Consider the following 24,134-nt stretch of genomic DNA (forward strand, 5'->3'; position numbering starts at 1 on the left):
GCAAGAAGGACGCTGAAGAGCTTAGTTGCGGATTTGAGGAAAACGAGAAATCTTCTTGCGAAGAATCAGTTTTTTGAAAAATTAACACGCAAAATTTTCAGAACATATCCATTTCATTGTATTTGTCTTCCTTATAAACGAAATGTGACTGCAAAATCTGGTATTTGTCAAACGAGCGGAGGGCCGCCAGCCTGATGGTCATGACCACCGACAGCAGAGACGATGCCAGGGTGATGACTACAATCATGATCTGATATTTGATGGCCACATCCGGGTCGCTTCCTCCCAGAATCTGACCGATCATGGTTCCGGGCATCGACACGATGCCCAGCACGGTCATATTGGCAATGCAAGGCGAAAACGATTTCTCAATGGCTTCGCACAGAAAAGAACGTGTAGACTCAAAATGTGTGGCCCCGTTGCCCAGCAGGTAGTAATAAAGTTGCTGTTCACGCTGCAAACTGCGGTAATAAGTGCTCAGAGCCACCACATTGACGGTGAGCATATTGCCCAGCAGCAGTCCCATTATCGGAATGAAATAGCGGGCATCAAACGGATTGTCCATGCCCAGCACCAGCACCAGAAAATAGAAACCGATGGAGAATGCCGAAACGGCCAGCGCCACAAACATGGGCAAGAGCAGCACCTTGCGGCGCAATCCGGTGCGCTCGATAAAGGTATAGGCGGCAACAAGAATCATGACGAGTACCCACAGGGTGTTGACCCAGGGATTGTTCCACTGGAACAGATAGCGGAAATAGACTCCCATGAGGAAGAGTTGCACGCACATCCTCACCGTGGCCCATAAGGTGGGCTTGAAGAGGCGGCTCTTGATATACCACAAATAGCAAAAAGGAATCAACATGAGGAGCATGCCTATGGCCATCCCCTCCCATCCTATATTTAATGTCTGCATCTTTCAGAGAATAATAGTTCGATCACAATGCGAAAAGAAATTCGGGTCGTGCGACACCACAACCAGCGTGCTTCCGCGTTCCTGAAGCTGTTTCATGAGCTTTACCACTCTTTCCGAAGCTTCTGCATCCAGTCCGGATGCCGGCTCGTCGACCAGACAAACCGGCTTATGGAGCATGGCCATAACGGCCAGCATGATGCGCTGACGCTGTCCGCCCGAAATCTTATGCACCTTGCGGTGGTATAGCTGACGGTCCAGCCCCAGCAGATCCCACCAGGAAAAGAGTTCGTCTTCTGTAAACGGCAAATGACGGTTGGCGTGCAGTTCAAAGGGCAGACGAATCAGGTCGCGCACGCTCTCTACCGGGAAATTCAGATCCTGAGGCAGATAAGCCATCTTTTTACGGATGTCCATCACGGTGGCCGGCTCCAGTAGCACCCCGTCAATCCGGATGCTTCCCTGAGACAGGGGGACAAACCCCAGCAGTGCCTTCAGCAGAGAGCTTTTGCCACAACCGGACTTTCCGGAAATGCCAACCAGTTCCCGGGGATGGATGTGTTCTGTGATGTCATTCAGTATGAGCTGTTTCCTGAAACTTAAACTTACGTGATCCAATTGAATCATACCTTTGATTTTTATTCGGTCATTTGGATAAACTGCGGAAAACTATCCGTAGCAGAATACAAAGATACGACATATTCTTGAAATGCACCGGATTTCCGGCGTATGAATTGCACGATTTCTGTTTTAAATTCCTGCCGGAGCCGTCTCTCCTTCCCGGTCCCTTCCGTTCTTGTTTCGGTTCATCGCCGGAAAAGCCCCCTTCATCCATCTATCATGCGGTCTGGTCGGCTTTCCCCTTTTCTTTTATCCTGCACCGCTGTATTTTTGCCTCAGAATATTCCTAAGGAATGTTCTCTGTTACCCGTCTTTCATAGTTCCTCCGCCTGTCTGCAGTCAGGCGGAGGTTTTCAGCGGGACAGCATCTTTTTCGACCGAAAACATATAACAGTATTATAATGAACAGAGTAATTATTTTATCATTTGGACTTCTGGCACTGACGGCATGCCGTTCCGAACAAGAGAAACCGGCAGAACCTCTTGCCGTTCATGTGGTTCGACCGGAACAGTTTACCCAACACGGACTTCAAGGTTTTGATTTCATTTCTGAGCCTTACCGCACCACCGAACTCTCTTTCCGCGTGGGAGGGCCCGTCCGCAAGCTGGATCTCGAATGCGGACAGTTTCTGTCCAAGGGTAGCCTGATTGCGGAAATTGACCCGCGTGACTATCAGACTGCACTTCAGAAAGCCGAAGCGAACAGGAACCAGAAAAGTGCTGAATTCAAACGCATGACCAACCTTTATCACAAGAACAACGTATCAGCTTCGAGCTACGAACAGGCCAAAGCCGATCTGGAAACCGCAGAGGCCAACTACCGCGAAGCCCTGCATAATCTGCAGGACACCCGGATGACAGCACCGACAGACGGTTATGTGCAGGAAATCATGGTGGAGCGTTTTGCCGACGTGGCTCCCACACAGCCCGTGCTGACTTTCATCGACCTGTCACAGATAAAGATGAGCGTCAGCATTTCCGAAGAAATGGCTCTGGCACTCCGCAACCAGAAGGAACCACGCTGCCGCATCGTTTTTTCCGCGAACCCCACGGATACGCTACAAGCCGACCAGATTTATGTCACACACACCACTTCATCGGCCAATATCTCTTATACCTGCACAGCCTTACTGCGCAATGAAAACCGGCGTTTTCTGGGTGGTATGAGCGGAACGCTCTTTTTTGACATGCCCGCTCAAAAAAGCAGCAGTCTGAGTCTGCCTCTGAACGTGGTGTGTCATGACCCGATCAAAGGAAGTTATGTTTGGACCGTGGGACCCGACCAATGTGCCCGAAAAACATGGATCACCACAAGAGAGCTGACCACCGGTAACCGTATTGAAGTCATCAGCGGACTGCAACCGGGGCAACAGGTCATCACCGGCAATTTCAACAATCTTTCACCCAACCGTCGGATAACCATCAAATAAACCAAAGACATGAAGAATTTAACCAAATATTTTCTGAACAACAAGGCTTTCAGCTGGCTGATTCTTTGTCTGTTCCTGATTGGAGGAGTTCTGTCGTATGTGCAAATGGGCAAACTGGAAGACGCTCCTTTCACCATCAAGCAGGCAGTGGTGACCACGCCTTATCCCGGAGCCTCGGCCCAGGAAGTGCAGGAACAGGTCACGGACAAGCTGGAGGAATCCATACAGTCGCTCGGCGAACTGTATTATCTGAAAAGCGACAACCGGGCCGGAATGTCCAAAATTACGGTTTACGTAAAGAAAGAAATCCGCGCCAACGAGATGCAACAGCTGTGGGACAAGCTGCGTCGCAAGGTGAACGATGTGCAGAATCAGCTGCCCGAAGGAGCCGGTCCGTCGGTTGTGAATGATGATTTCGGAGACGTGCTGGGCGTGTTCTACGGACTGAGCAGTCCCACCCATTCTTACCGTGACATGGACAAAGAAGCCAAAAAGCTTAAAGACAAACTGCTCAGCGTGCAGGATGTGGCACGGGTCGAAATCTTCGGTCTGCCCACTCCGGTCATCGAACTTGAGGTGAATCCTTCTGTTCTGTCGCAGTCCGGCATCACACTGACTCAAATAGCTCAGGCCTTTGAACAGCAAAACAAGATAGTGGATGCCGGCGGCATAGAGACCTCGACCAACCGGATCCGTATCGACACGCGGGGCGTGTTCAGCAATCTGGAAGAAATCCGTCAGCTGACCATTACCGGAAAAGACGGTTCCACCTACCGGTTGGCAGACATTGCCCAGATTCATGAATCTTACAGCCGAACACCCCGAAACGCCATGTATCTCAACAACCAACCCGCCATCGGTCTGGCTATTTCCACAGTTTCCGACGGTAATGTCGTGGATATGGCCATACGCGTAAAGGAAGTGTTGGAGGAAGCCCAGAAACAACTGCCCGAAGGATATCTCATCAGTCCGATTTACGACCAGGGACACGAGTCAGACGTGGCCAACCAAGGGTTTATCATCAATCTGATTCTCTCGGTCATTACCGTGGTGGCCGTACTGCTGTTCTTTATCGGCATCAAAAACGGCTTCCTGATCGGCAGCGGACTAATCTTCTCCATCTTCGGTACTTTGATCTATATGAATGCCACCGGCATTGCCTTGCAACGTATGTCGCTGGCTGCCATCATCATTGCCATGGGAATGCTTGTAGACAACGCCATTGTGGTTTACGACTCGGCCCTGATCAACATGGAGCGCGGCATGCGCAAGCGCCCTGCCATTCTGAAAGCAGTGTCAACGGGAGCCATGCCTTTGCTCGGAGCAACGCTGATTGCGATTCTTACCTTCCTGCCGGTATATCTGTCGCCTCACATTACGGGCGAGATCCTCTCCTCTCTGTTTCTGGTCATCGCCGTATCGCTTTTCCTGAGCTGGGTTCTGGCCATCACACAGAATGTGTTCTTCATTCAGGAGTTTGTGCGCCGCCCCAAACAGGGAAGACAGAATGCCGAACTGTTCTCCGGAAAGTATTATGACGGTTTCCGAAAGCTGCTGCGTGGATGCATCCGTCACCGCTATCCGCTCATCGCCGTTCTGGTCGGACTGCTGTACCTCTCTTATATCGGCTTTCAGACCGTGCCCAAACAGTTCATGCCTCTGCTCAACAAACAGTATTTCACCATGGAAATCTGGCTGCCCGAAGGAACTTCCTTCGACCGTACCCGGGCATTCACCTATGAGCTGACCGATTCGTTAAGCCGGTACCCCCATGTGCGCCAGCTGTCTTCCTTCATCGGACAGACCCCTCCCCGCTTCTACCTGGCCAATACGGCTTATGGTCCGCAAAGCAATTACGCACAGATATTGGTGGAGACAGACACTCCGGAAGAAGCCACTGCCCTGCGCCAACATCTGGAACAGAAAATGCCTGCGGCCTATCCCGAAGCTCTGATCAAGGTGAACAGCTTTGAAATCAACTCCATCCCGCAGGCTCTGATCGAAGCACGCTTCTGCGGTCCGGACCCGGCAGTGCTGGATTCGCTGACACAGGTGGCTCTGGAAGTGATGCGAAAAAATCCGCATGTAGTGCGCGCCCGCAATGAATGGGGCAATATGGCTCCCAAACTTTGTGCAGACTATAACCCGGTCAAGGGCGGAAAGATTCAGGTGCAACGGCAGCACATGATGCAGTCGGTCAAGAGCATACACGACGGAGTAACTGTCGGCGTATTCCGCGACGAAAACGATCAGGTGCCGGTCATGCTGTATTGCAGTTCCGATACGGAACCTACGCTCGCAGAATTGCGCAACTGGCCCGTTTGGAACGGAAAGCAGTCTGCTCCACTGGCACAGGTAACCGACAGCATCCACATTCAGTGGGAATACCCGCTGATGCGTACCTACAACCGACAGTTGAGCATGGCAGCCCAATGTGATGTTGCTCCGGGACACACCATGAGCGAGGTTCATTCGGAAATCCGTGACGAAATCGAAAAGATCCGTCTGCCCGAAGGATATTCCTTCTTCTGGGATTCACAGTTCAAGGATCAGGGCGAAGCCATGGAAGCGCTCTTCAAATACTTCCCGCTGGCTCTTGTAGCCCTCATTGTGATTCTCGTGGCTCTGTTCCGCAATTTCCGACAGCCGTTGATCATCTTCCTGGTACTTCCGTTATCAGTCATCGGTGTCGTATTCGGCCTTTGCGTGACCGGTTTCCAGTTCGGATTCTTCTGCATTGCAGGATGGTTGGGTCTGCTGGGTATGATCATCAAGAATGTGATCGTACTACTCGACGAAACCAACAGTCTGAAAGGCAGCGGACTGAGCGACTATCAGGCCATTATCGAAGCTACGGTGTCGCGTGCCCGTCCTGTACTCATGGCAGCACTGACCACAGTCTTCGGCAGCATTCCCCTACTGTTTGACGTAGCCTTCGGCGGCATGGCAGCCACCATCGTGTTCGGACTGACCTTTGCCACCCTGCTTACACTTGTTGTCACTCCGGTGCTTTACTGCATCTTTTACCGGGTATCTCCCGCTGGTGGAAAATAGTCCCGGTCCTATATAATATATAATAAGGTGTGATATGATGAAAACAAAATATTTCTGCACTCTGCTGTCTTTAACAGCGTGCATCCCTCTTTTTGCACAAGATTTCTTATCTTTGCAACAATGCCGCCAGATGGCGTTGGACTACAATCAGGACCTGAAGGCTGCCTCTCATGAGATTGCTGCCACAAAGGCACTGCACCAGTCGGCCAAGGCAGATCTGTATCCGAAACTTTCTGCCAGCGGCAATGCGTCCTATACGGGAAATCCCCGGGAATTTACCTGGACGAAAAGTGAAACGCCCTGGACCATCCGCGGGAAACACGGTCAGTATGGAGTGGGCGTCACGGTAGAGCAACCTCTTTATCAGGGAGGAAAGCTGAAGGCACAAGTCCGCAAGTCTGCCGTAGAACAGGAAAAGGCCCAGCTTTATGCAGAACTGACCAGCAGTGAAGTCCTGCTGGAAACAGACCGGGTTTATTGGAATTTTATAGCCAGCCAGGAACTTCTTCAGGTGGCCGAACAATATTTCCACACCGCGGATTCTCTGACACAGACCATAGAGGAACGTGTTCAGGAACGGCTGATAGACCGCAGCGACTTGCTGATGGCTGAGGTAAAACGAAACGATGCCGCCTATCAGTTGAGAGAGGCCCGGCGCAACTGGGAAGTGGCCCGCATGACGCTGGCGTCCTTTATCGGACGAACAGACCGCGAGTCGGTACGTACGGATTCAGTAGTGACTCCTCTGTATCGCTTTATGCCGGAACCCATGCACACCGACAGTATGGTGCTCGCCCGTCCGGAATACAATCTGGCGACACGGCAGATAGATCTGCAAACCCACCAGACAAAAATCAACCGGTCACAGTTCCTCCCCCAGTTCTCTGTAGGTGCTACCGGACAATACAGTTCGCCGGGCTATAATTTCCGGCCGGACATGGATCCCAACTATCAGGTTTATGCCAAACTGAGCGTACCGGTTTTTGAATGGGGCAAGCGCAAGCATCAGCATACCGCCGACCAATGGCGCACGGAAACGGCACGCGAACAGGCGAGCAAGGTGCGCGATCAGGTATTACTAGAGATGCAGGTCACGGCACACAATCAGGAGGAAGCCGTCAAGCAGGTGGCTCTCACGGAAAATTCTCTGGACAAGGCTCGTGAAAACAGTCTGCTGGCTCTGGATCAGTATCAGGAAGGTCTGGTTTCCATCACTGAGGTGCTCGATGCGCAGATTTACTATCTGGAAGCGCGTAAAAACTTTGTCAAATCCAAATACAATGCCCAAATAGCCCGAAGCGAATATCTGAAGGCTTGCGGCAATTTCAGTATGTAATCATTCTATGGAACTCTTTTCAGCACAAAAGCACAAGTATCTGGGCGATCTTCTGCTTTACTCATTCTTAGGATGCATATCCTACTTTATTCTGGTCAAATTCAGTAATATCTCCTTGCGACTGCAGGAAGGAATCATACAGGTGCAGGTCTTTGCAGCGTTCCTCTTCCTGTTCAACGGGGTCGGTATGAGTATCCGTTACACGACGGAACGGCTGAAAGCGCGGAGTTCCTATCGTCAGAAAAACCGCCGCTGGTTTGCATGGTCGGTTGTTGTGGCTGCCCTCTGCATGTTGCTCATCAACTACGGGCTGATGGTTACCGCCAAACTGATGATCGGACTGCCGCATCCCTTCCGCACCCAGCGCGGCGGATTGAACATGCTGTTGCTGGTGTGGCTCATCGAGATGGTCATCATTGCTCTTTCCATGAGTAACCATTTCTACAAGGATCTGGCGGGCCTTTACAAAAAGGCCAAGGATCTGGAGCAGGCCAATCTGCAGGCACGCTACACGGCGTTGCAAAAGCAGCTCAATCCCCATTTCCTGTTCAACAGTCTGAATGTGCTGATTTCCGAGATTGAATATAATCCGGCAAATGCTGTGGTCTTTACGCGTAATCTGTCCGACACCTACCGCTACATCCTGCTCTCGCAGGACAAGAAACTGGTACCGCTGGAGGAAGAGCTTCGCTTTCTGGACACCTACATCAATCTGCACCGGACCCGCTTGGGAGAATGCATCAACGTACAGTCGTCCTTACCCGAAGACGTGTTGGACGAGCGGGTACCGCCGCTCACCTTGCAGCTGCTGGTGGAGAATGTCATCAAGCACAACATCATCAGCATGGGGCGTCCGATGACCATCACCCTCGGCACCGAACGGCAGGAGGAGCAGGACTGGCTCATCATTTCAAATCCGATACGGCCCAAGCAAGGAGTAACCGGAACCGGTAAAGGTCTGGAAAATCTGTCCGTCCGCTATCATCTGCTGTGCCACAAGGATGTGGAAATCCATAAAACCGGTGATTCCTTCACCGTTAAAGTACCTCTAATTCCCTAATCTCTATCATCATGACAACAAATATCACCGCAGCTATTATCGAAGACGAGTTTCCGGCAGCCCGCCTGCTCAAGAATATGATCCAAGAGTTGCGTCCCAACTGGGAAGTGCTGCTTTTGCCGGGGACCATCGAGGAGTCCTGTGTCTGGTTCCAGAATAATCCCCAGCCCGACATTCTGTTTCTCGACATACAGCTCACCGACGGCAACTCCTTTCTTTTCATAGAAAAGGCACGTCCTCAGTGCGCCATCGTCTTTACGACGGCATTCGACGAATATGCCGTACAGGCCTTTTCGGTAAACAGTATCGACTATCTGCTCAAGCCCATTCACAAAGAACGGCTGGAAGAGAGCATCACCCGATTTGAGAAATATCATGCGCGCCGCCTGTTCTCTCCCGAGGACAATCAGGCCTATCTGGAAAATATTCTGTCGGCTATCGGTCAGACCGGAGCGTTCCGCAAATACCGCCAGCGTTTTCTGATAACCTCGCCCCGCCGCATGTATACCATCTCCATTCCGGAGATTGCCTATTTCTATTCGGAAGACAAGATTTCGTTTGCCGTAACTTTCGACGGGAAAACCCATATCCTTGATCTCACCTTAAATAAACTGGAAGAACAACTCGACCCGGAACTCTTTTTCCGGGCCAACCGGCAGGTTTTGTTATCGGCCAACTGCATTGAACTGATTGAGCCGCACTTTAACGGCAAGATGCTCTTGCAGCTCCGTCCCAAAGCCAAAGAACAGATTCTGGTAAGCCGGGAAAAAGTCGGCGCATTGAAGATGTGGTTAAATAAATAAAAGTCCTATTGTTCGTGAATTTCTGTTTCAATGCGTCCGCGCCATGTATGTATATATCTTTCGGATATGTCGTACATGGCGTTTTTCATTTTTACAGAATAATAAATTGGGTATGACATAGAAGCTTCTGAACCTGAATAACGGCCTTTTGCGGACTCATGTATGAAAAGAGAGGCTTTTCAGGTGCTTTTTTCAATTTTGCAATACTCAAAAACGAGTATTTGTCCGTCCTGAATATTACCTTTTTTTGGCGATTGCGCCCTATATCTTATCTGTGTAATTTTGCAGTGTTTTTAGGAGACACACCACAAGGGTGTATAAATACATTACTAACTTTTTAGATAAGATTTTGAGAACAAAGGTTATTACACTGCTCTGCCTCTTATTAACAATCGGGGCAACTGACACAATGCAGGCACAAAAAAAGGGAATCATCAGCGGTAAGATTCTTTCAGTAACAAAAGAGATTATGGACTTTGCCACCGTACAGCTGGAGGGAACGTCCTACGGCGGAACGACCAACGACAAAGGAATCTATCATCTGGAAGCGCCGGCCGGAGAATACACACTCACGGTCAAGGCGATGGGTTACCAGACCGTAAACAAAAAAGTAACCGTTCGTTCCGGTGAGCATCAGAAAATTAATCTGAAGATTGCTCCCGCCGAAATGGCACTGGACGAGGTGCAGGTACAAGCCCGTCATACGGACCGCATCAAGAAATCGGCCTTCAATGCCATTGCGGTTGATCTGAAAGATATTGCCGGACTGAACAAGAATCTGGGCGATGCCATTGCTTCGGTTCCGGGCATCAAACTGCGCGAATCGGGTGGTGTCGGCTCGGACATGCAAGTCACACTCGACGGTTTCAGCGGCAAGCACGTCAAGGTCTTTATCGACGGAGTGCCTCAGGAAGGTGTGGGCAGTTCGTTCGGACTGAACAACATCCCCGTGAACTTTGCCGACCGCATTGAGGTGTATCGTGGTGTGGTACCGGTAGGATTCGGAGCAGACGCCATCGGTGGCATCATCAACATTGTGACCAAGCAACAACGCCAAAGCTGGTTTGCCGATGCAGCCTATACTTTCGGTTCGTTCAACACACACAAATCCTATATAAACTTCGGACAGACCTTTCGCAACGGTCTTACTTACGAAATCAATGCCTTTCAAAACTATTCTGACAACAATTACTGGGTAGATGCTCCGGTGCTGGATTTCGAAACCGGTGCCATGAACGTAAAAAAGCTGGTGCGTGTAAAACGCTTTCACGACACCTATCACAACGAAGCCATTTCCGGTAAGGTAGGTGTGAAAGGAAAGAGCTGGGCCGACCGGATGCTCTTCGGTTTCACCTTCTCAAATATGTATCAGGATGTGCAGAATGGAGTGAAACAGAAAATCGTCTATGGCGAGAAGCACCGCAAGGGGCATTCCTTCATGCCGTCGTTTGAATATGCCAAGCGCAACCTGTTTACCAAAGGGCTGGATGTGGTGTTCACGGCAAACTACAACCGCAATGCCACTACACAGGTAGACACCTCGCAGTATGAATACAACTGGCTGGGCGAAAAGCATCTGATGAACTCGCGCGGAGAACAATCCTACCAGCACATGCGTTCCGACAACGACAACTGGAACAGCACCCTCACCGCAAATTACCGGTTGCACGATATGCATACCTTCACCTTGAGCCATGTCTTCAATGCTTTCCACCGCAGCAACACTTCGCTGCTGGCCAAAGAAGAACAAAGCGATCCCATCGCCAAGGAAACCCGCAAGAACATCACCGGATTGTCTTACCGACTCATGCCTTCCGATAAATGGAACCTGACAGCCTTCGGAAAGTATTACCGTCAGTATGTGACCGGACCCGTTGCCGAAGACGCAACGCAAAGCAATTATGTACGCACGGAAGGAACGAATGACTTCTACGGCTTCGGTGCTGCGGGAACTTATTTCATTCTTCCGGAACTGCAGGCAAAACTATCTTACGAACGTGCCTGCCGTCTGCCAACCATTGAGGAGACTTTCGGCGACGAAGATCTGGAAACCGGAGACATCGGCATCAAACCGGAACGGAGCGACAACATCAACCTGAATCTGCTTTTCAGCAAACAGATACGCAAACACGGGCTGTTCCTAGAAGGAGGCTTCGTGTACCGCAACACAAAAGACTATATCCAGCGCCAGCTGGTTTCCCTGAGTGGAGGCAAGGAAGCGGCGGCCTATATGAACTACGGCAAGGTGCTGACTCTGGGATATAACCTGTCGGCCAAATACAATTTCAGCAAATGGCTGAGTGTAGGTGTGAACTTCACGGAGATGAATGTACGTGATAACGAAAAGATGTCCGGCACCAGTTCGGTAGCCAATCCGGGTTATAAAAGCCGGATGCCGAATCTGCCCTATCGCTTTGCCGACTCCTTTGTCACTTTCTACTGGCGTGATCTGTTCCAGAAGGGAAACACCCTTACGGTAAACTACGACAACCAGTATCTGCACCAGTTCTGCTATGTGTCGGAACTCTATGGCACAAACAACAGCGACTACATGGTACCCAACCAGTTTTCACACAATCTGAGTCTGTCCTACAGCCTGCGCAACGGACGTTACACTCTGACCTTCGAGTGCAAGAATCTGACCGACGAGAAGCTTTACGACAACTTCAGTCTTCAGAAAGCCGGACGCGCCTTCTATGGAAAAGTACGTGTATTTTTTGGAAACTAAGCACAAACAGATATTATAGAATAAACAACAGAAACAATTAAAAGCATGAAAAAGAACATCCTTTTTGCCAGCATGCTGGCTTTGACTTTGGGCGGCGCGCTGACAGCCTGCTCCAGTGAAGACATAAACAATGGAACAAACGATGGTAACGGAGATGGCTCCGGCAATGGAAGCACCGGAAAATATGTCCTGGCCACTTCAATCGTAGCCTCAAACAGCACAACCAACATCCTGCTGACCACAGACTCTCTGAATCAGGGAACAGTGACGGCAAACGGTCTGGTGAACGACGGGGCCACTTACTGGATTTTCCAGAACAACAAATATCTCTATGCACTGAACTACAATCAGGGGGAAGCAGGAACCACACAGTCATTCATCCTGAATGCCAACGGCCAGTTGCAGAAACGCGACAACGAATATAAGGTAAAAAGATTCACTTCGTACGGCCAGTACGACCAGTATATCATCACCTCGTCTACCGGCGACGGTCCGTCGGAGTGGCAGGATGCCAACGGCTATATTCCCAAGAGTTTCCTGCTCTCTTATCTGGATACCGAACAGGAAACCCACGTAACCAACAACACCAAGGATAGTGTTTATCTCTCGGAAAACTTTCTGGGTAATGGAGAATACGTCACTCTGGCCGGATTGTTGCAGCATGGAGAAAAGATTTACAGTGCCGCCATTCCGATGGGACTCAGCCAGTACGGAACCATGCAGAAAAATGCCGACGGAAGTTATAAGTGGGTATTGCCGGGCAATGAAGATCTGATCAAGACCGAAGCCGGAGGAAGCGGAAGCAGTTCCTATAAGGAAAACGAGTTGCAATGGACCCAATATCCTAATGAATGCTGGGTGGCCATTTTCTCGGATAAGAGCCTGACCGACAAGAAGCTGATTCGCACAGACAAGATCAGTTATGCCTGCGGTCGCTACAAATCGCAGTATTACCAGACCATCTGGAGTGCCGACAACGGAGATGTATATGTATTCTCCCCCAGTTATGCCAAGACGATGAGCGATACACGTCAGAAAACCACGCTTCCAGCCGGAGTGGTACGTATTCCGAACGGCTCTGAAGCTTTCGATGATTACTATTGCAACATCGAAGCGCTCTCGGGCGGCAAGTCTTTCCTGAGCTGCTGGCACATGAGCGGCAACTACTTCCTGCTGCGCATGTACGACCGTCCGTTGACAGAAACAGGCTACGTAGCCAACCAACTCGCCGTGTTCGATGCTGATGCCAAGACACTGACCTATGTAACCGGCCTTCCGTCTACCGATGTCATCACCGACTTCAGCCGCAATCCCTATAAAGAAAACGGAGCATTTTATATGACCATCTCCACCTCCGACGGCCATCCGGGTGTGTACCGCATTGACGCAGCTACCGCTAAAGCCACACGAGTGCTGACCGTTGAAAACGCGGCAACCGTAAACGGTTTGGGACGCCTGACCCCTGTAAAATAATCATTCTCTCTCATCTTTAACTACCAAAAGCCTGGAGCGCTTCATGCTCCGGGCTTTTTACAAAAATGCAAAAAAACAGGACACAGCATTCCAGACTGTGATAAATTATCGTATCTTTGTTATGAATCTAAATCCTTTACAACAATGAGAAAAATATTTCACGACATTCACTTATGGCTTTCCGTTCCATTCGGAATCATCATTGCCTTGATTTGCTTTTCCGGCGCCATGCTGGTATTTGAGCAGGAAATCACACAGAAAGTACAAAAAGAAATCTATTTCGTGGAGGCACAAGACCGGCAGCCGCTTCCGGCCGACAGTCTGATGCTGTGCGCCACCCGGCAGTTGCCCGATAGTGTTTCCATTACGGGCCTGACCATTTACCCAGAACCGGACCGTGCCTGGCAGCTTTCCCTTTCGAAACCCAAGAAAGCGGCGGCTTATATCAATCCCTACACCGGTGAGCTGACGGGCAAGACCAAACGTCTGCCTTTCTTCTCCACCATGTTCCGCCTGCACCGCTGGTTGCTCGACAGCGCCAATCCGCAGGGCGGCATCTTCTGGGGAAAGGTTATTGTCGGCATCAGTACCTTAGCTTTTGTCTTCGTGCTGATTTCGGGAATCTTCATCTGGTGGCCACGCACCCGCAAGGCACTCAAAACCCGCCTGCAGATCTGTTGCACCCGGGGCATGAAGCGCTTCTGGTATGATCTGCATGTAGCCGGCGGCATGTATGCCCTGATCCTGTTATTGGCTATGGCACTGACCGGACTCACCTGGTCGTTCAAATGGTATAACAATGCTTTCTATGCCGTTTTCGGAGTGAAAACCTCACAGCAGAGCCGGGCCAAACAACCGGAAACAGAAAAAGGTAAACCGAACTCTTCTCAGAACGGCAAAGGACAAGGCCCGCAGGAAAATGCCCGTCTGGCCAAAGTGCGGCAGAGTACTTGCAGCTGGCAGCGTGTATATGAACAGCTGGCCGCCGAGAATCCGGAATACCGCCAGATCCAACTGTCCCAAAATACCGCTTCGGTATATTTCCACCGCTGGGGCAATCAGCGTGCTGCCGACCGCTATACCTTTGATGTGAAAAGCGGACGGATTACCGAAGAAGCACCTTACGCTTCGCTGGATAAGTCCGGAAAGATCCGCGGATGGATTTACAGCATGCATGTAGGCGAATGGGGCGGTATGCTGACCCGCGTCCTCACCGTGCTGGTGGCATTGCTGGGCACTTCTCTCCCACTCACAGGATATTATCTGTGGATTGCGCGTCTGCTGCGCAAGAAACAGCGCCGGAGTTAAACAAATCCAAACAAAAAGGCTGCAAAAGGCGGAAATCCACCATCTTTTGCAGCCTTTTTCTTTTAAAAAACACAATTCTTCAAAGGAGCATATCTCTACCGTATTATCCTATTTCAGTTTAAAAGAAATTTCCATTTCCTTTTGTGAACGGAAGACGGTTAAAGAAACAGTTTCGCCCTGTTTGCAGTCTTTCAAAGCCTGAAAGAACTCCTCCAAATTATCAACAGCCACCTGATTCGCCTTTAAAAGCACATCATTAGTCCGCAAATGGGTATGCAGTCCTTCAAGAGGGCTGACAGAAAGCACATATACTCCACGTTCCGAATCCATACCCGTAGCCGAACGTTCTCCCAGTGTTGTCAGGTCTTTCAGAACAACTCCCTGCCATTGTTTGGTCACCGCCGTATGCCCGGTATCCACGTTCCTGATCTGTGGCATTTCCGGCTGACGCGCGATCTTTTTCAGTCTGGGAGAAACAACGCCAAACTCATCCATCGGGAAATTATGGAAACCGGCCTCGACAATAACCTCCGCATCGTCCGGGAAAGAGAAGTCCCCTGCTTGCGGATTCCGGAACGGTAACGCACAGGCTCTGGAATGCAAGTCCGTCCGGTTCTTCCGGGCATTGCCCAAAGCTGTCTCTGTGGCAAAGATATTATAATCGACCATCAATCCCCAGCTGCGGATCTGAATGGGCTGATAGTCCGTCATGACAATATTCCGGGTAAACACATCCCCGCTATTCAGGAACCATACATGCGGATGGAAGGAATTATTTACCATGATATTGTTCTCGACAACACGGTAGAATCCTTCGCGCAACTTGATTCCACCATTCAGACACAGGTTGTTATAGATATGATAATTCGAAGAACCGTCGTCCAGATCAATGTCCCATCCCCGGTCACAACGGAAACGGTTATTGCGTATTGTCGTGGTCTTTACGGCATCCAGCAGAATCATTTCGGGGTGTCCGGTTGTCAGTTCCTCCATCTCTTTATAGTTCGGATGCCAGAAGCGGTCGCGTCCCCAGGAATTGAAAGAACCGTGGTCGCCGGTTTCCTTTACCGTTTCGAATACATCGTTATACTCAATGCAGTGCCCACCCCACGTGCCTTCACTCACATTGATTCCCGCACGGGGGGTGTCGTAAATACTGTTATGAGATACGACGATGGACTGACACATGGACAGTTCCACACCGGTAGTCTGCTTCTCAAAAAGACCGATGCGATGAATCAGATTGTCCCGAACAGTACATTGCGCCGGAAAATTCACTCCCTTAGGCCCCTTCTGCAAATCCATCTTTTCATACGGTACAAACTGACTGTATTCAAAGCTCGGAGAGCGGACGCAGGCCGTATCCCCTACAAAACAGATGGCACTGGCACCTATGTTTGTGAAATGAGAAGAAGACACTTCTCCCTGCCGGTTATATTTGGAAAAGAACACGGCATTGCCTCCTAAATTGTATAAATCACATTGCGTCAGCGTACAGTTTTCCGTACCTTCAAAGAACACAGCCGCCCCACGATAAACCGTCCAGTCAGAACGCAGCAACGGCTCATATTTTTCCATAAAGGTACGCTGTGTCTGCGTCAGATTCAGATTCCTAATGACAATATTTTCAGCCGGAGCAGCCTGAGTTCCCCGCACCTCAATCAGATGTTTGAGTTGGGGTGTCTCAAAGACCGCGGTTGCGGGTTGCTCTCCCTCCAGAGGATAGTAATATAGTATTTTCTCATCCCGGTCGAAGAACCATTCTCCCGGCGCATCCAGTTCCTCAAAGATGTTCTCCACCATCCGGTTTTCCGGATGCAGTCCCGACTGCCGGTTGTTCTGCCAACCACCTTCCAGTATCAGTTCGCCATTCTCTTTTCTTCCTTTGATGCGATAATGAAAATCCCCCCAATCACTGTTGTGCATGGCATGCAGAAATCCGGTTTCCGGATGCTTCCAGCCCTTCACCCGCTCGGGTGCTGTGGCCTGAGAGGACGTTCCGTGGAATCGGACCGCCTGTTCGTCATAATTCGGATAGCGGGCCATGTGGCGAATCTCTCCATTAACCAGCAACATATCTATCTCAACGTCCTGATTTACCTTCGCCTGCCAAATACCTCTTTCATAAGGTTGCCAGTCCAGATTCAGAAGAACACCGCCACTGATTGTTGCCTTCTCATTTGGGAAAGACGTCAGTGTAAGCTTCTTTTCCGAATTTCCGTCGGATGCGGTCAGAGTCAAAGGCGCAGACAAACGGTAAACGCCTTCACGCAAGTACAGCGTAATCTCTCCTTTTTCCTTTCGAGCCGCCTCCAGTGCCTTTTCTATGGTCCGGAAGGGGCGCTTTATCGTACCCTTATTCGAATCCTTTCCGTCTGCGGATACGAAAAAAGCCGTCTGTGCCTGTAACAAGGCCGCGCTGAAGCAAAAGCATGCCAGCATTAAGTTCTCATCGGATTCATGGTATATTTACTGATTTATATTTAGTATTAGACTTCATTAAAAATCATAGGAAAGCAAATGAGTTCCGTCTTCCCTATTCCATCCGACCGTATTTCATTTCCTCGCCGTTCCGGTCATACTGCTTGCGTTTGCCTGTCGGCAGGTCATCCAACGTGATGCGCACAACAGCCGTGCGATGCAGACTGCGCGCAATGGCATCGTCGAAAGCATCCATGTGCAGTGGCAAGAAACGCTCACTGATAGCCCGGAGCGCCCGGATTTTCTCTTCATCATCAGTCACCAGTTCCGCCTTTCCGAAAGCGATAGCCGAACGGTACTGCAAAGTAAACGAACCGTCTTTCGGACCGACTGTCGGAGCACATTTTGTCACTGCCGACAGACAAACCTGCGGATGTGCGGCAAGGGCATCCAACTTATCTCCTTCGGGGGCACAATGAAAATACCAGATACGATCATCGGTACAAGCCAAGGACAGCGGAACCCCGTATGCCGTTCCGTCGGCACGTATAAAACTGACTGTAATATAAGGAGCCTTGCGCATCACCTTCAAAGCCCACTGTGAATCCATTTCTCTACTTACTTTTCTCATTTTTTTCGATCATTAGGCTACGCTTCCATATAGAACCGAAGCGTATGTTCCCTCAAAGATACACTTTTTGGTTCTTTTTCTCAAAGAGATTTTTCTCAAAACACATGATTTTCTTTTTCTCTTTTCTTTGTATTTCTCTGATTTTTTGCGAATATTGTGATTCTCATTGAAAAACCAAAAGAAATCCATCATGAAAAGAATGATCCTCCTTTTAAGTCTAGGCTGCTTACTGACTTTAAGTTGTGCCAAAAGAAATACCACCATCATCGGCGGATCAGATCAGCCGACCGCCATATTCGTTGCCGATCATCTTACTCTGCAAGAAAAAGGACTGGAATTAACCCGCCAGATACACCGCTTGGCAAACAACGAGGCCTACATCAAATATTGCAGCCATTCGGATGAAATCAATAAACTGGCAGCGCATATCGCCCGAACGGACTATTCCGTGCCGAGAAAAATATTCGCCATCAGCCATTTGAAGTCCATTCAGGACTTTGAGACCGACAGCACTATCCGGACATTACTGGCTGACAAGATGGTGCGTACCATCCCTTCCTTAATCAATGCGCAAAGCGGAAGCAATACGCTGGCCGTAACTTCCCTGTTCGTAACCGAAGATGTATTTCTTCATAACAGTCTGAAGGAAAGCACCATTTATCTGTATATCTATGAAAGCGATTGCAGCAGTATGGTTCTTTTCCAACCGCACAAGGATCATATTGTGCAAGCCTATGCCTGCTTTGTGATTCATCCACTTTTAAAGACAATCCACTCCACCGACGATGTAAAGCGCTTTTTCAAAGAAACAATTCAACTGGAAGGAATCATGGTTCAAGAACTTACAACAACAAGCAAATCTTGAATCCTCTACAAAATCATAATGTCCGCTTGCACTCTCCAAAAATGCAAGCGGACATTATGATTACAAACTTTGCCCTTACCCTTAATTCCTTTATTCTAGTACCCAAGGCTGGAGCTGCTTACCGTAGCTTCCAGATGGAAGCAATACTATTCCATTAATATTTAAACTCGGAGATAATTCGCGGTCGTTATTCTCCGGAATAGCGTAGACACTTTTAATATCTGTACTGGTCAGATAATAAGCGGCGTTTACTTATTTTACAGCATCAAATCTTTTATTCTCTTCTTTCGCATAATCAATAAAGAAGGAAATCACACGTGGATAGTAATCCTCAAAAGTCTTATATCTGTTCTGTTTCTTTTCATAAACTCTCAGTAATCTTACCAGCTCCGGCATCCATCTGAAATTTCGTTGCATCTGTTCCGCCAGTTCGTTTTTAATTTCCTCCGGCTTATATTCTTTATCCAACATATAGCAGATGACAGCCGCGCGCACAAGTGACTCATTGATCATGGTCTTCCAATTACCATAGGCCTGTTTCGACATACTCCACTGTGAAGACCGATACAAATCTGTTGCGGCAGGTTCAAGTAGTCTTACATGATCCGGGTATCTGTTTTCATCCAGAAAATGATTTATAAACGAATGATTGAATTCATGGATCAGAGTTGGCAGATACTCCTTATTATACATAGGTGTATCCTCTTTATCCACATAGTAGCCCACAATTGCAAAAACCTCCTTTTTGTTTCCTTTTACCTGTCGGTTTACTCCATAATTACCGCCTCCGTTACAGAATCCGATGATCACAGAAAAAGTTTCCTGAGGCTCATTGCCGTAGAAATCGGAATACCAATCTATATCCAGATAATTGATTACATGATCCTGATAGGCCTTTATCCCCTTCTCATAAAGATCTTCATGAGCCTTGAAAAACTCATGGAATCTGGTATCCTTATAAAAGCTGTTGAGATGTGACAGAAATTCCGCCTTATCAACTTTCTTCCATCTTTTTTCCAAAGTAGAACTGTCTTCTTCAATCAGTGAAAGAGAACCGTTTTGATTATCCAGATGTACGGCCATTGACATGACTGCGTCGAAAGAAATGCCATACTTATTTCTAAGTTCTTTCATATACTTCACAGCCGGATGATCCGTATTGTCCTTAAAGTAGCTATCCATATCCTTTATATATTGCCCTGCCATATCCATGTGATATTCAGGGAAACCGGCCATTCGGGACAAAATACTCATAAGTTCCACGTTCTCATTTACCTGTGGTACAATAGACTGCGCTTTTGCATAAAGACAGCTAATGAACAGAACTAAAATGACCATATATTTTTTCATAACGCAAACTGTTTTTATTCATAATACTTCAACAATTCTTTTCTCGTTTTGCAAATATATAAAACATTCTATCATGTTATAATAATCAGTTAAAACAATGCATCAGACTCACAAAATAAAAGTCTTCGGCTTGTATTTTAACTGATTCAAATTATCAAGCAGCGCCGCATTGGAGAAAACAATCCCCTGTAGTTTCTCTGTGCCATAAGCTTCATGGGCATGACCCAAAAAGTGAAAGCGAGGCTTCACTTCAAAAACTCTGTTTCTCAACGGAGCATTTCCCCAATGAATATGATTACTTTCATCCAAAATCATGAGTGGAGGCTCGTGACTAACCAACACATCCACCTCTGAAGGAATAAGTTGTTCGGAATGGTTGTATGCCAGTCCAAAAAATTTTATCCCTTCAATTTCACATTCACGATCCTGAAGAAAGTGAACATTTTCCGGCAGATCCTCTATACCCGTAGCATCCCAAAGGCATAAGTCATGATTGCCCGTAACGAATATCTTATGCTTATAAGGCAACGTGATAAACCAGTTCAGGAAATCAAGAACTTCCTCTTCTGTGCCGTTCTCGGTAATATCCCCACAATGCACGACAACATCGGCAGGAGGAAGATCTGTCAGCAAATGATGCTTGCTATGCGTATCTGATATTTGTATGATTCTCATGATTCAACTAATTTTTCAAACACTATAATTGGGCATCTGCTTCCTTATGAATGCAGATAACCTCCTTGGGATTAACCGTTTTGATAACCTTCTCTATTGTGCTACGGTCAGCATGACCGGATGTGTGCAGATCCACCACATTATGAAACATTTCACGAATTTCCTTATAGAAAGGATTTGCCTTTACCTGTTCCGGATTTCTATAATATCCGTCCCATGACGAGTAAATAAGAAGCGTTTCTTCCTGAGGCAATTCCTGGATAACTTCCTGAAGTCGGTCTTTTTGCGATACTCCGGCAATCATAACCATGCCATTCCGTTTTATGCCGTTCAAAAAGCGCTTATTATAGAATTTAGGCCGAAATGCAAACAGTCCGTGAGAGATTTCTCCCTCCTGCTCCGTGAAGAAACTCATAGCCTGTTTCATAAACTTTGAGCACACATACATACGCTTGCCTGCTGCATTTGCTGCTTCCTTGATTGCGGCAAGTCGTTCTATGTCTGTTGCAGAAGCAAGCACAAATACATATTTGAAAGCCTGCATCACATGAGCCATCTTGTCGGAAACATCACGTTCGTGAATACATTTGTCTTCACGTTTCAGCATGGTTCCTTCTGTAATCAGCGTATCAATATGGGTGGCATACCTTTTTAAGGTCGGAATAAGTCCTTTGCCCATATATCCATGCTCCCGATAGTCACCAGTATGCCAGCTCCGTTTGCCGTCTGCCTCTATCAGAAACATGTGCGAATCATAAATGGAATGACAATTGAAAAAAGGAGTTACCTTTATATCGCCGACTGTAATACTTTTCGGAACCTTACGTGGAGCAGTCCTTTTCCAGATACACATACGTTTGAGAAGCTTACATTTGTTTTCAGCCTTTTTCAGGCTACTGACCGCATCATCATATTCCTCTGAAGTACAATTCTGTTTCCGTAATTCGTTCACTTTAAGTGACGCACCTTCAGATAAGAGTCCATATTTAATGGAAAGCAACTTCATCGTTCCTTCGCTCATATATTGAGGAACTTTGTCTGGAATATACTCAAACAGCCCCACATGATCCTCGTGACCATGTGTATAGAATACAGCCTCATGTTGCTTCTTGTTCTGAGAAAAGATAGCCAGAACCATTTGCTCGTCATCCTCTGGTGTCGTCGGTTCTCCACATCCAGGAAGATTCTGACCAAAGTCAATGAATACCCTGGAAGTATCTGTAGAAATCTCTGTAATACAGCCACCAATCTGATCAAGGCCTCTGTGTATCTTGATATTCATATTTCAATCATTCTGGTTAGAAAGTCAATTCTTTTTTTGTCTTGATCAGATCCTTATATAATCCATATCCACAGAAAGAGGCATTGATAAACTTGCAATCTTCTAGTTGTTTCTCACATTCAATCTGAAGATTTGAGCTGTAATGATGATAGTTAGCAAGCAGGAACAGAAAATCCGGTTCAGCTTCTATCTTAGGTTCAACTTCTACTTGTCGCTGCACCTTGTTACCCCAAGCATCTTTTTCTGTAATCTTTTTCTCAAATAGATTATCCAATCCTTTCACAAGACCTAATTCTTTCTTCTGCTTTAGAACAAGAAGCATGTCCTTAGCCACACGGTTCACAGATTCCGGCTTTTCTTTAAATTTAAGATAGTCGTTATAATGTTTCTTTAATCCAGGCGAATTTTCACCGTTTGTCCTAATAGCATCCTCACCTTGCTTTACTTCTATCAGAGTCAGCTGTACAATACGATTACAGTGTTCCATATGATTCCAACGGAAAGCCACGATATCTGCCCGACCACACAAAACATCGTTGTCAGCCCATTCTACATCGGCAATGAAATAATCCGTATTGTCAGCATTCACAGACAGATTGTTTTCGTATACCACCCTTTGTTGAATTTCCTTCTCTCCTAATTTACTGTTTTTGGTAGATTCATGAATATCTACAATATGTTTTGCATGAGCCAAGTAGTCATGCAAACCGTCAATAGAAGGTAGGATTCTCTCCGTACCAGGCGACAGATAGTATTCATCAACCAGCCCTGTAAGAACTCCCTTTTCATCGACTGTAAGAACTTTCCCACCTCTATAATATATCATAACGCTATCACCTCTCAGTTCCAAATCCAAATAAGGATCAACTCTTACATAATCTGTGATGGATTTCAAGCTACCGGTCTTTAACTGTTCCAAAAAACTGTTTGAGATACTTCTCTTTTTCATATCTATTATGTCTTTAGATCCCATTTTTTCTTTCATTTATTGTAGGAAGTAAATTTTATTAGCGTCCCATGAACAGTTATTCTCAAAATTCAGAAATATCATTTTTTCATCATGGAGCACGTTGCAGAATATAACTACCATCTTTTGCAGAATAATCTATCTGCTTAATAATATGTTTTTAACATACAAAAATCCGTGATAACGAAAAGGTAAAATTCTTCATCTAAATATCCCTACATATCGTACAACTTCAGTAATTCATAACAGTGACAATCAACAAACTGACCATTCTTGAAACAAGCTTTTCTAAAGATACCGCATTTATGGAAACCGGCTTTTTCGAGAACTCTCATTGATGCCAGATTGTTTTCGTATACATTGGCATGAATTCGCACCGTGTCTGTATGACTTAGATAATCTTCTATGGCTTGTTTGATAGCTTCGGTCATGATACCTTGGTTCCAATACGGCTCGGCAAGCCAGTAACCCAGTTCTGCGCTATACCGCTCCACATCCGTACCTTTAATGAAACTGATATTTCCTGCCGCTTCATGATTAATCTCGATGCAGTAATTATTCTGTTCGCTTTGCTTTTCAACGAAACTGATGAATTGCTCAGCATCTTTTTCCGTATATGGATATGGAAGGGAATCACGACAGTTGTCCCAAATCTTTTTATTATTCAAATATTTTGCCAATACCGGTATGTCCGCTTTGGCCCAGAGGCGCAGTTTGAATGATTCCATAAATTAACTTAGATTACTTATAATTCAACAGCTTACGCATTACAAAATTAGTCAGTTTCAGTCTATTCGCCTGACACTTTTGTATTTTAACTACTTCGTATCCCTTCTTTTCAAAGAAGGGTCTGGCTGTCAAACTTACTTCAGATGTAATATGTATAACTCCATACTGTCTGGCTATTCGTTCAACCTCCAAAAGAAGCTGCGTTGCAATACCCTTATGTTGAAAATCCTTATGCACAAACATGGAATGCAGATACCCGTCTTTGTTCATTGACGCAAAACCGACCAAGCAATCGTGTTCATCAAATGCTCCGACATACTGATTATAGGCCAAAAGTTCTTTCCATCGCTCCGTTCTTTCTCCACAAGAAGCCCAGTCCTTCGCTTCCTCTTCGGTATAATCTTGTGTATTTACATTCAGTACGGTTGAGCAAAACAAGTCCCTCATTTGCAATATGTCCTTTTCATCAAGTGTCCTTATCTTATAAT

The 24,134-nt window shown here is 47.3% G+C and carries 19 protein-coding genes; 9 read left to right on the forward strand and 10 right to left on the reverse strand.

The features are described 5' to 3' along the window. Positions 1–97 precede the first annotated feature (97 nt). Positions 98–916 carry an ABC transporter permease gene (locus DXA74_RS11490; RefSeq protein WP_118527734.1) on the reverse strand — a complete coding sequence of 273 codons (819 nt, stop codon included), beginning with the start codon at positions 914–916 and terminating at the stop codon, positions 98–100. A 3-nt stretch (positions 917–919) separates the two neighbouring features. Then, on the reverse strand, positions 920–1,540 hold the full coding sequence (locus DXA74_RS11495) for an ATP-binding cassette domain-containing protein (protein WP_118527736.1): 621 nt from the start codon (positions 1,538–1,540) through the stop codon (positions 920–922). 395 nt (positions 1,541–1,935) lie between these two features. Between DXA74_RS11495 and DXA74_RS11505 the strand changes: the two genes are divergently transcribed. The 8 genes from DXA74_RS11505 to DXA74_RS11540 all read left to right on the forward strand — a co-directional run bounded on the left by DXA74_RS11505 (position 1,936) and on the right by DXA74_RS11540 (position 14,726). Then, on the forward strand, positions 1,936–2,964 hold the full coding sequence (locus tag DXA74_RS11505) for an efflux RND transporter periplasmic adaptor subunit (protein WP_118527740.1): 1,029 nt from the start codon (positions 1,936–1,938) through the stop codon (positions 2,962–2,964). A 9-nt stretch (positions 2,965–2,973) separates the two neighbouring features. Further along, entirely contained in the window at positions 2,974–6,018 is a 3,045-nt protein-coding gene (locus DXA74_RS11510; protein WP_118527742.1) for an efflux RND transporter permease subunit, read from the forward strand. Between the two features lie 34 nt (positions 6,019–6,052). After that, complete coding sequence (locus DXA74_RS11515; protein ID WP_118527744.1) at positions 6,053–7,354, forward strand: TolC family protein; 1,302 nt, start codon at positions 6,053–6,055, stop codon at positions 7,352–7,354. Between the two features lie 7 nt (positions 7,355–7,361). Continuing rightward, positions 7,362–8,414: a sensor histidine kinase gene (locus DXA74_RS11520; protein WP_118527746.1), complete on the forward strand. Its 1,053-nt coding sequence runs from the start codon at positions 7,362–7,364 to the stop codon at positions 8,412–8,414. An 11-nt stretch (positions 8,415–8,425) separates the two neighbouring features. After that, positions 8,426–9,217: a LytTR family DNA-binding domain-containing protein gene (locus tag DXA74_RS11525; RefSeq protein WP_118527748.1), complete on the forward strand. Its 792-nt coding sequence runs from the start codon at positions 8,426–8,428 to the stop codon at positions 9,215–9,217. Between the two features lie 409 nt (positions 9,218–9,626). Beyond that, positions 9,627–11,945, forward strand: coding sequence for a TonB-dependent receptor (locus tag DXA74_RS11530; RefSeq protein WP_118527750.1), 2,319 nt, complete (start codon positions 9,627–9,629; stop codon positions 11,943–11,945). A 45-nt stretch (positions 11,946–11,990) separates the two neighbouring features. Further along, the gene (locus DXA74_RS11535) at positions 11,991–13,418 is read left to right on the forward strand and encodes a DUF4374 domain-containing protein (RefSeq protein WP_118527752.1); all 1,428 of its coding nucleotides are present in this window, start codon (positions 11,991–11,993) and stop codon (positions 13,416–13,418) included. 144 nt (positions 13,419–13,562) lie between these two features. Then, a complete protein-coding gene (locus DXA74_RS11540; protein WP_118527754.1) occupies positions 13,563–14,726 on the forward strand; it encodes a PepSY domain-containing protein in 1,164 nt (387 codons plus the stop codon). Positions 14,727–14,834: 108 nt separating this feature from the next. Here DXA74_RS11540 and DXA74_RS11545 read toward each other — a convergent pair whose 3' ends face one another. Together DXA74_RS11545 and DXA74_RS11550 are read right to left on the reverse strand one after the other, a co-directional pair. Continuing rightward, positions 14,835–17,168: a PDZ domain-containing protein gene (locus tag DXA74_RS11545; protein ID WP_118527756.1), complete on the reverse strand. Its 2,334-nt coding sequence runs from the start codon at positions 17,166–17,168 to the stop codon at positions 14,835–14,837. Positions 17,169–17,262: 94 nt separating this feature from the next. Further along, complete coding sequence (locus DXA74_RS11550) at positions 17,263–17,778, reverse strand: pyridoxamine 5'-phosphate oxidase family protein (protein WP_118527758.1); 516 nt, start codon at positions 17,776–17,778, stop codon at positions 17,263–17,265. 190 nt (positions 17,779–17,968) lie between these two features. Here DXA74_RS11550 and DXA74_RS11560 point away from each other — a divergent pair, with 190 nt between their 5' ends. Beyond that, positions 17,969–18,643 (forward strand): hypothetical protein, encoded by a 675-nt coding sequence (locus DXA74_RS11560; RefSeq protein WP_118527762.1) that lies wholly within the window; start codon positions 17,969–17,971, stop codon positions 18,641–18,643. A 252-nt stretch (positions 18,644–18,895) separates the two neighbouring features. Here the strand turns inward: DXA74_RS11560 and DXA74_RS11565 are convergent, their stop codons facing one another. The 6 genes from DXA74_RS11565 to DXA74_RS16590 form a co-directional block, all read right to left on the reverse strand. After that, positions 18,896–19,993 (reverse strand): DUF4932 domain-containing protein, encoded by a 1,098-nt coding sequence (locus DXA74_RS11565; RefSeq protein WP_118527764.1) that lies wholly within the window; start codon positions 19,991–19,993, stop codon positions 18,896–18,898. Positions 19,994–20,101: 108 nt separating this feature from the next. Beyond that, positions 20,102–20,668, reverse strand: a complete 567-nt coding sequence (locus tag DXA74_RS11570; protein ID WP_118527766.1) for a metallophosphatase domain-containing protein — start codon at positions 20,666–20,668, stop codon at positions 20,102–20,104. A 22-nt stretch (positions 20,669–20,690) separates the two neighbouring features. Beyond that, a complete protein-coding gene (locus DXA74_RS11575) occupies positions 20,691–21,950 on the reverse strand; it encodes an MBL fold metallo-hydrolase RNA specificity domain-containing protein (RefSeq protein ID WP_118527768.1) in 1,260 nt (419 codons plus the stop codon). Positions 21,951–21,966: 16 nt separating this feature from the next. Continuing rightward, a complete protein-coding gene (locus DXA74_RS11580) occupies positions 21,967–22,899 on the reverse strand; it encodes a hypothetical protein (RefSeq protein ID WP_147401100.1) in 933 nt (310 codons plus the stop codon). Between the two features lie 233 nt (positions 22,900–23,132). Continuing rightward, entirely contained in the window at positions 23,133–23,645 is a 513-nt protein-coding gene (locus tag DXA74_RS11585; RefSeq protein WP_118527772.1) for a GNAT family N-acetyltransferase, read from the reverse strand. A 13-nt stretch (positions 23,646–23,658) separates the two neighbouring features. Next, positions 23,659–24,093, reverse strand: coding sequence for a GNAT family N-acetyltransferase (locus tag DXA74_RS16590; protein ID WP_118527817.1), 435 nt, complete (start codon positions 24,091–24,093; stop codon positions 23,659–23,661). Between the last annotated feature and the right edge of the window lie 41 nt (positions 24,094–24,134).

Source organism: Bacteroides sp. OF04-15BH, assembly GCF_003477995.1.
GTDB lineage: Bacteria > Bacteroidota > Bacteroidia > Bacteroidales > Bacteroidaceae > Paraprevotella.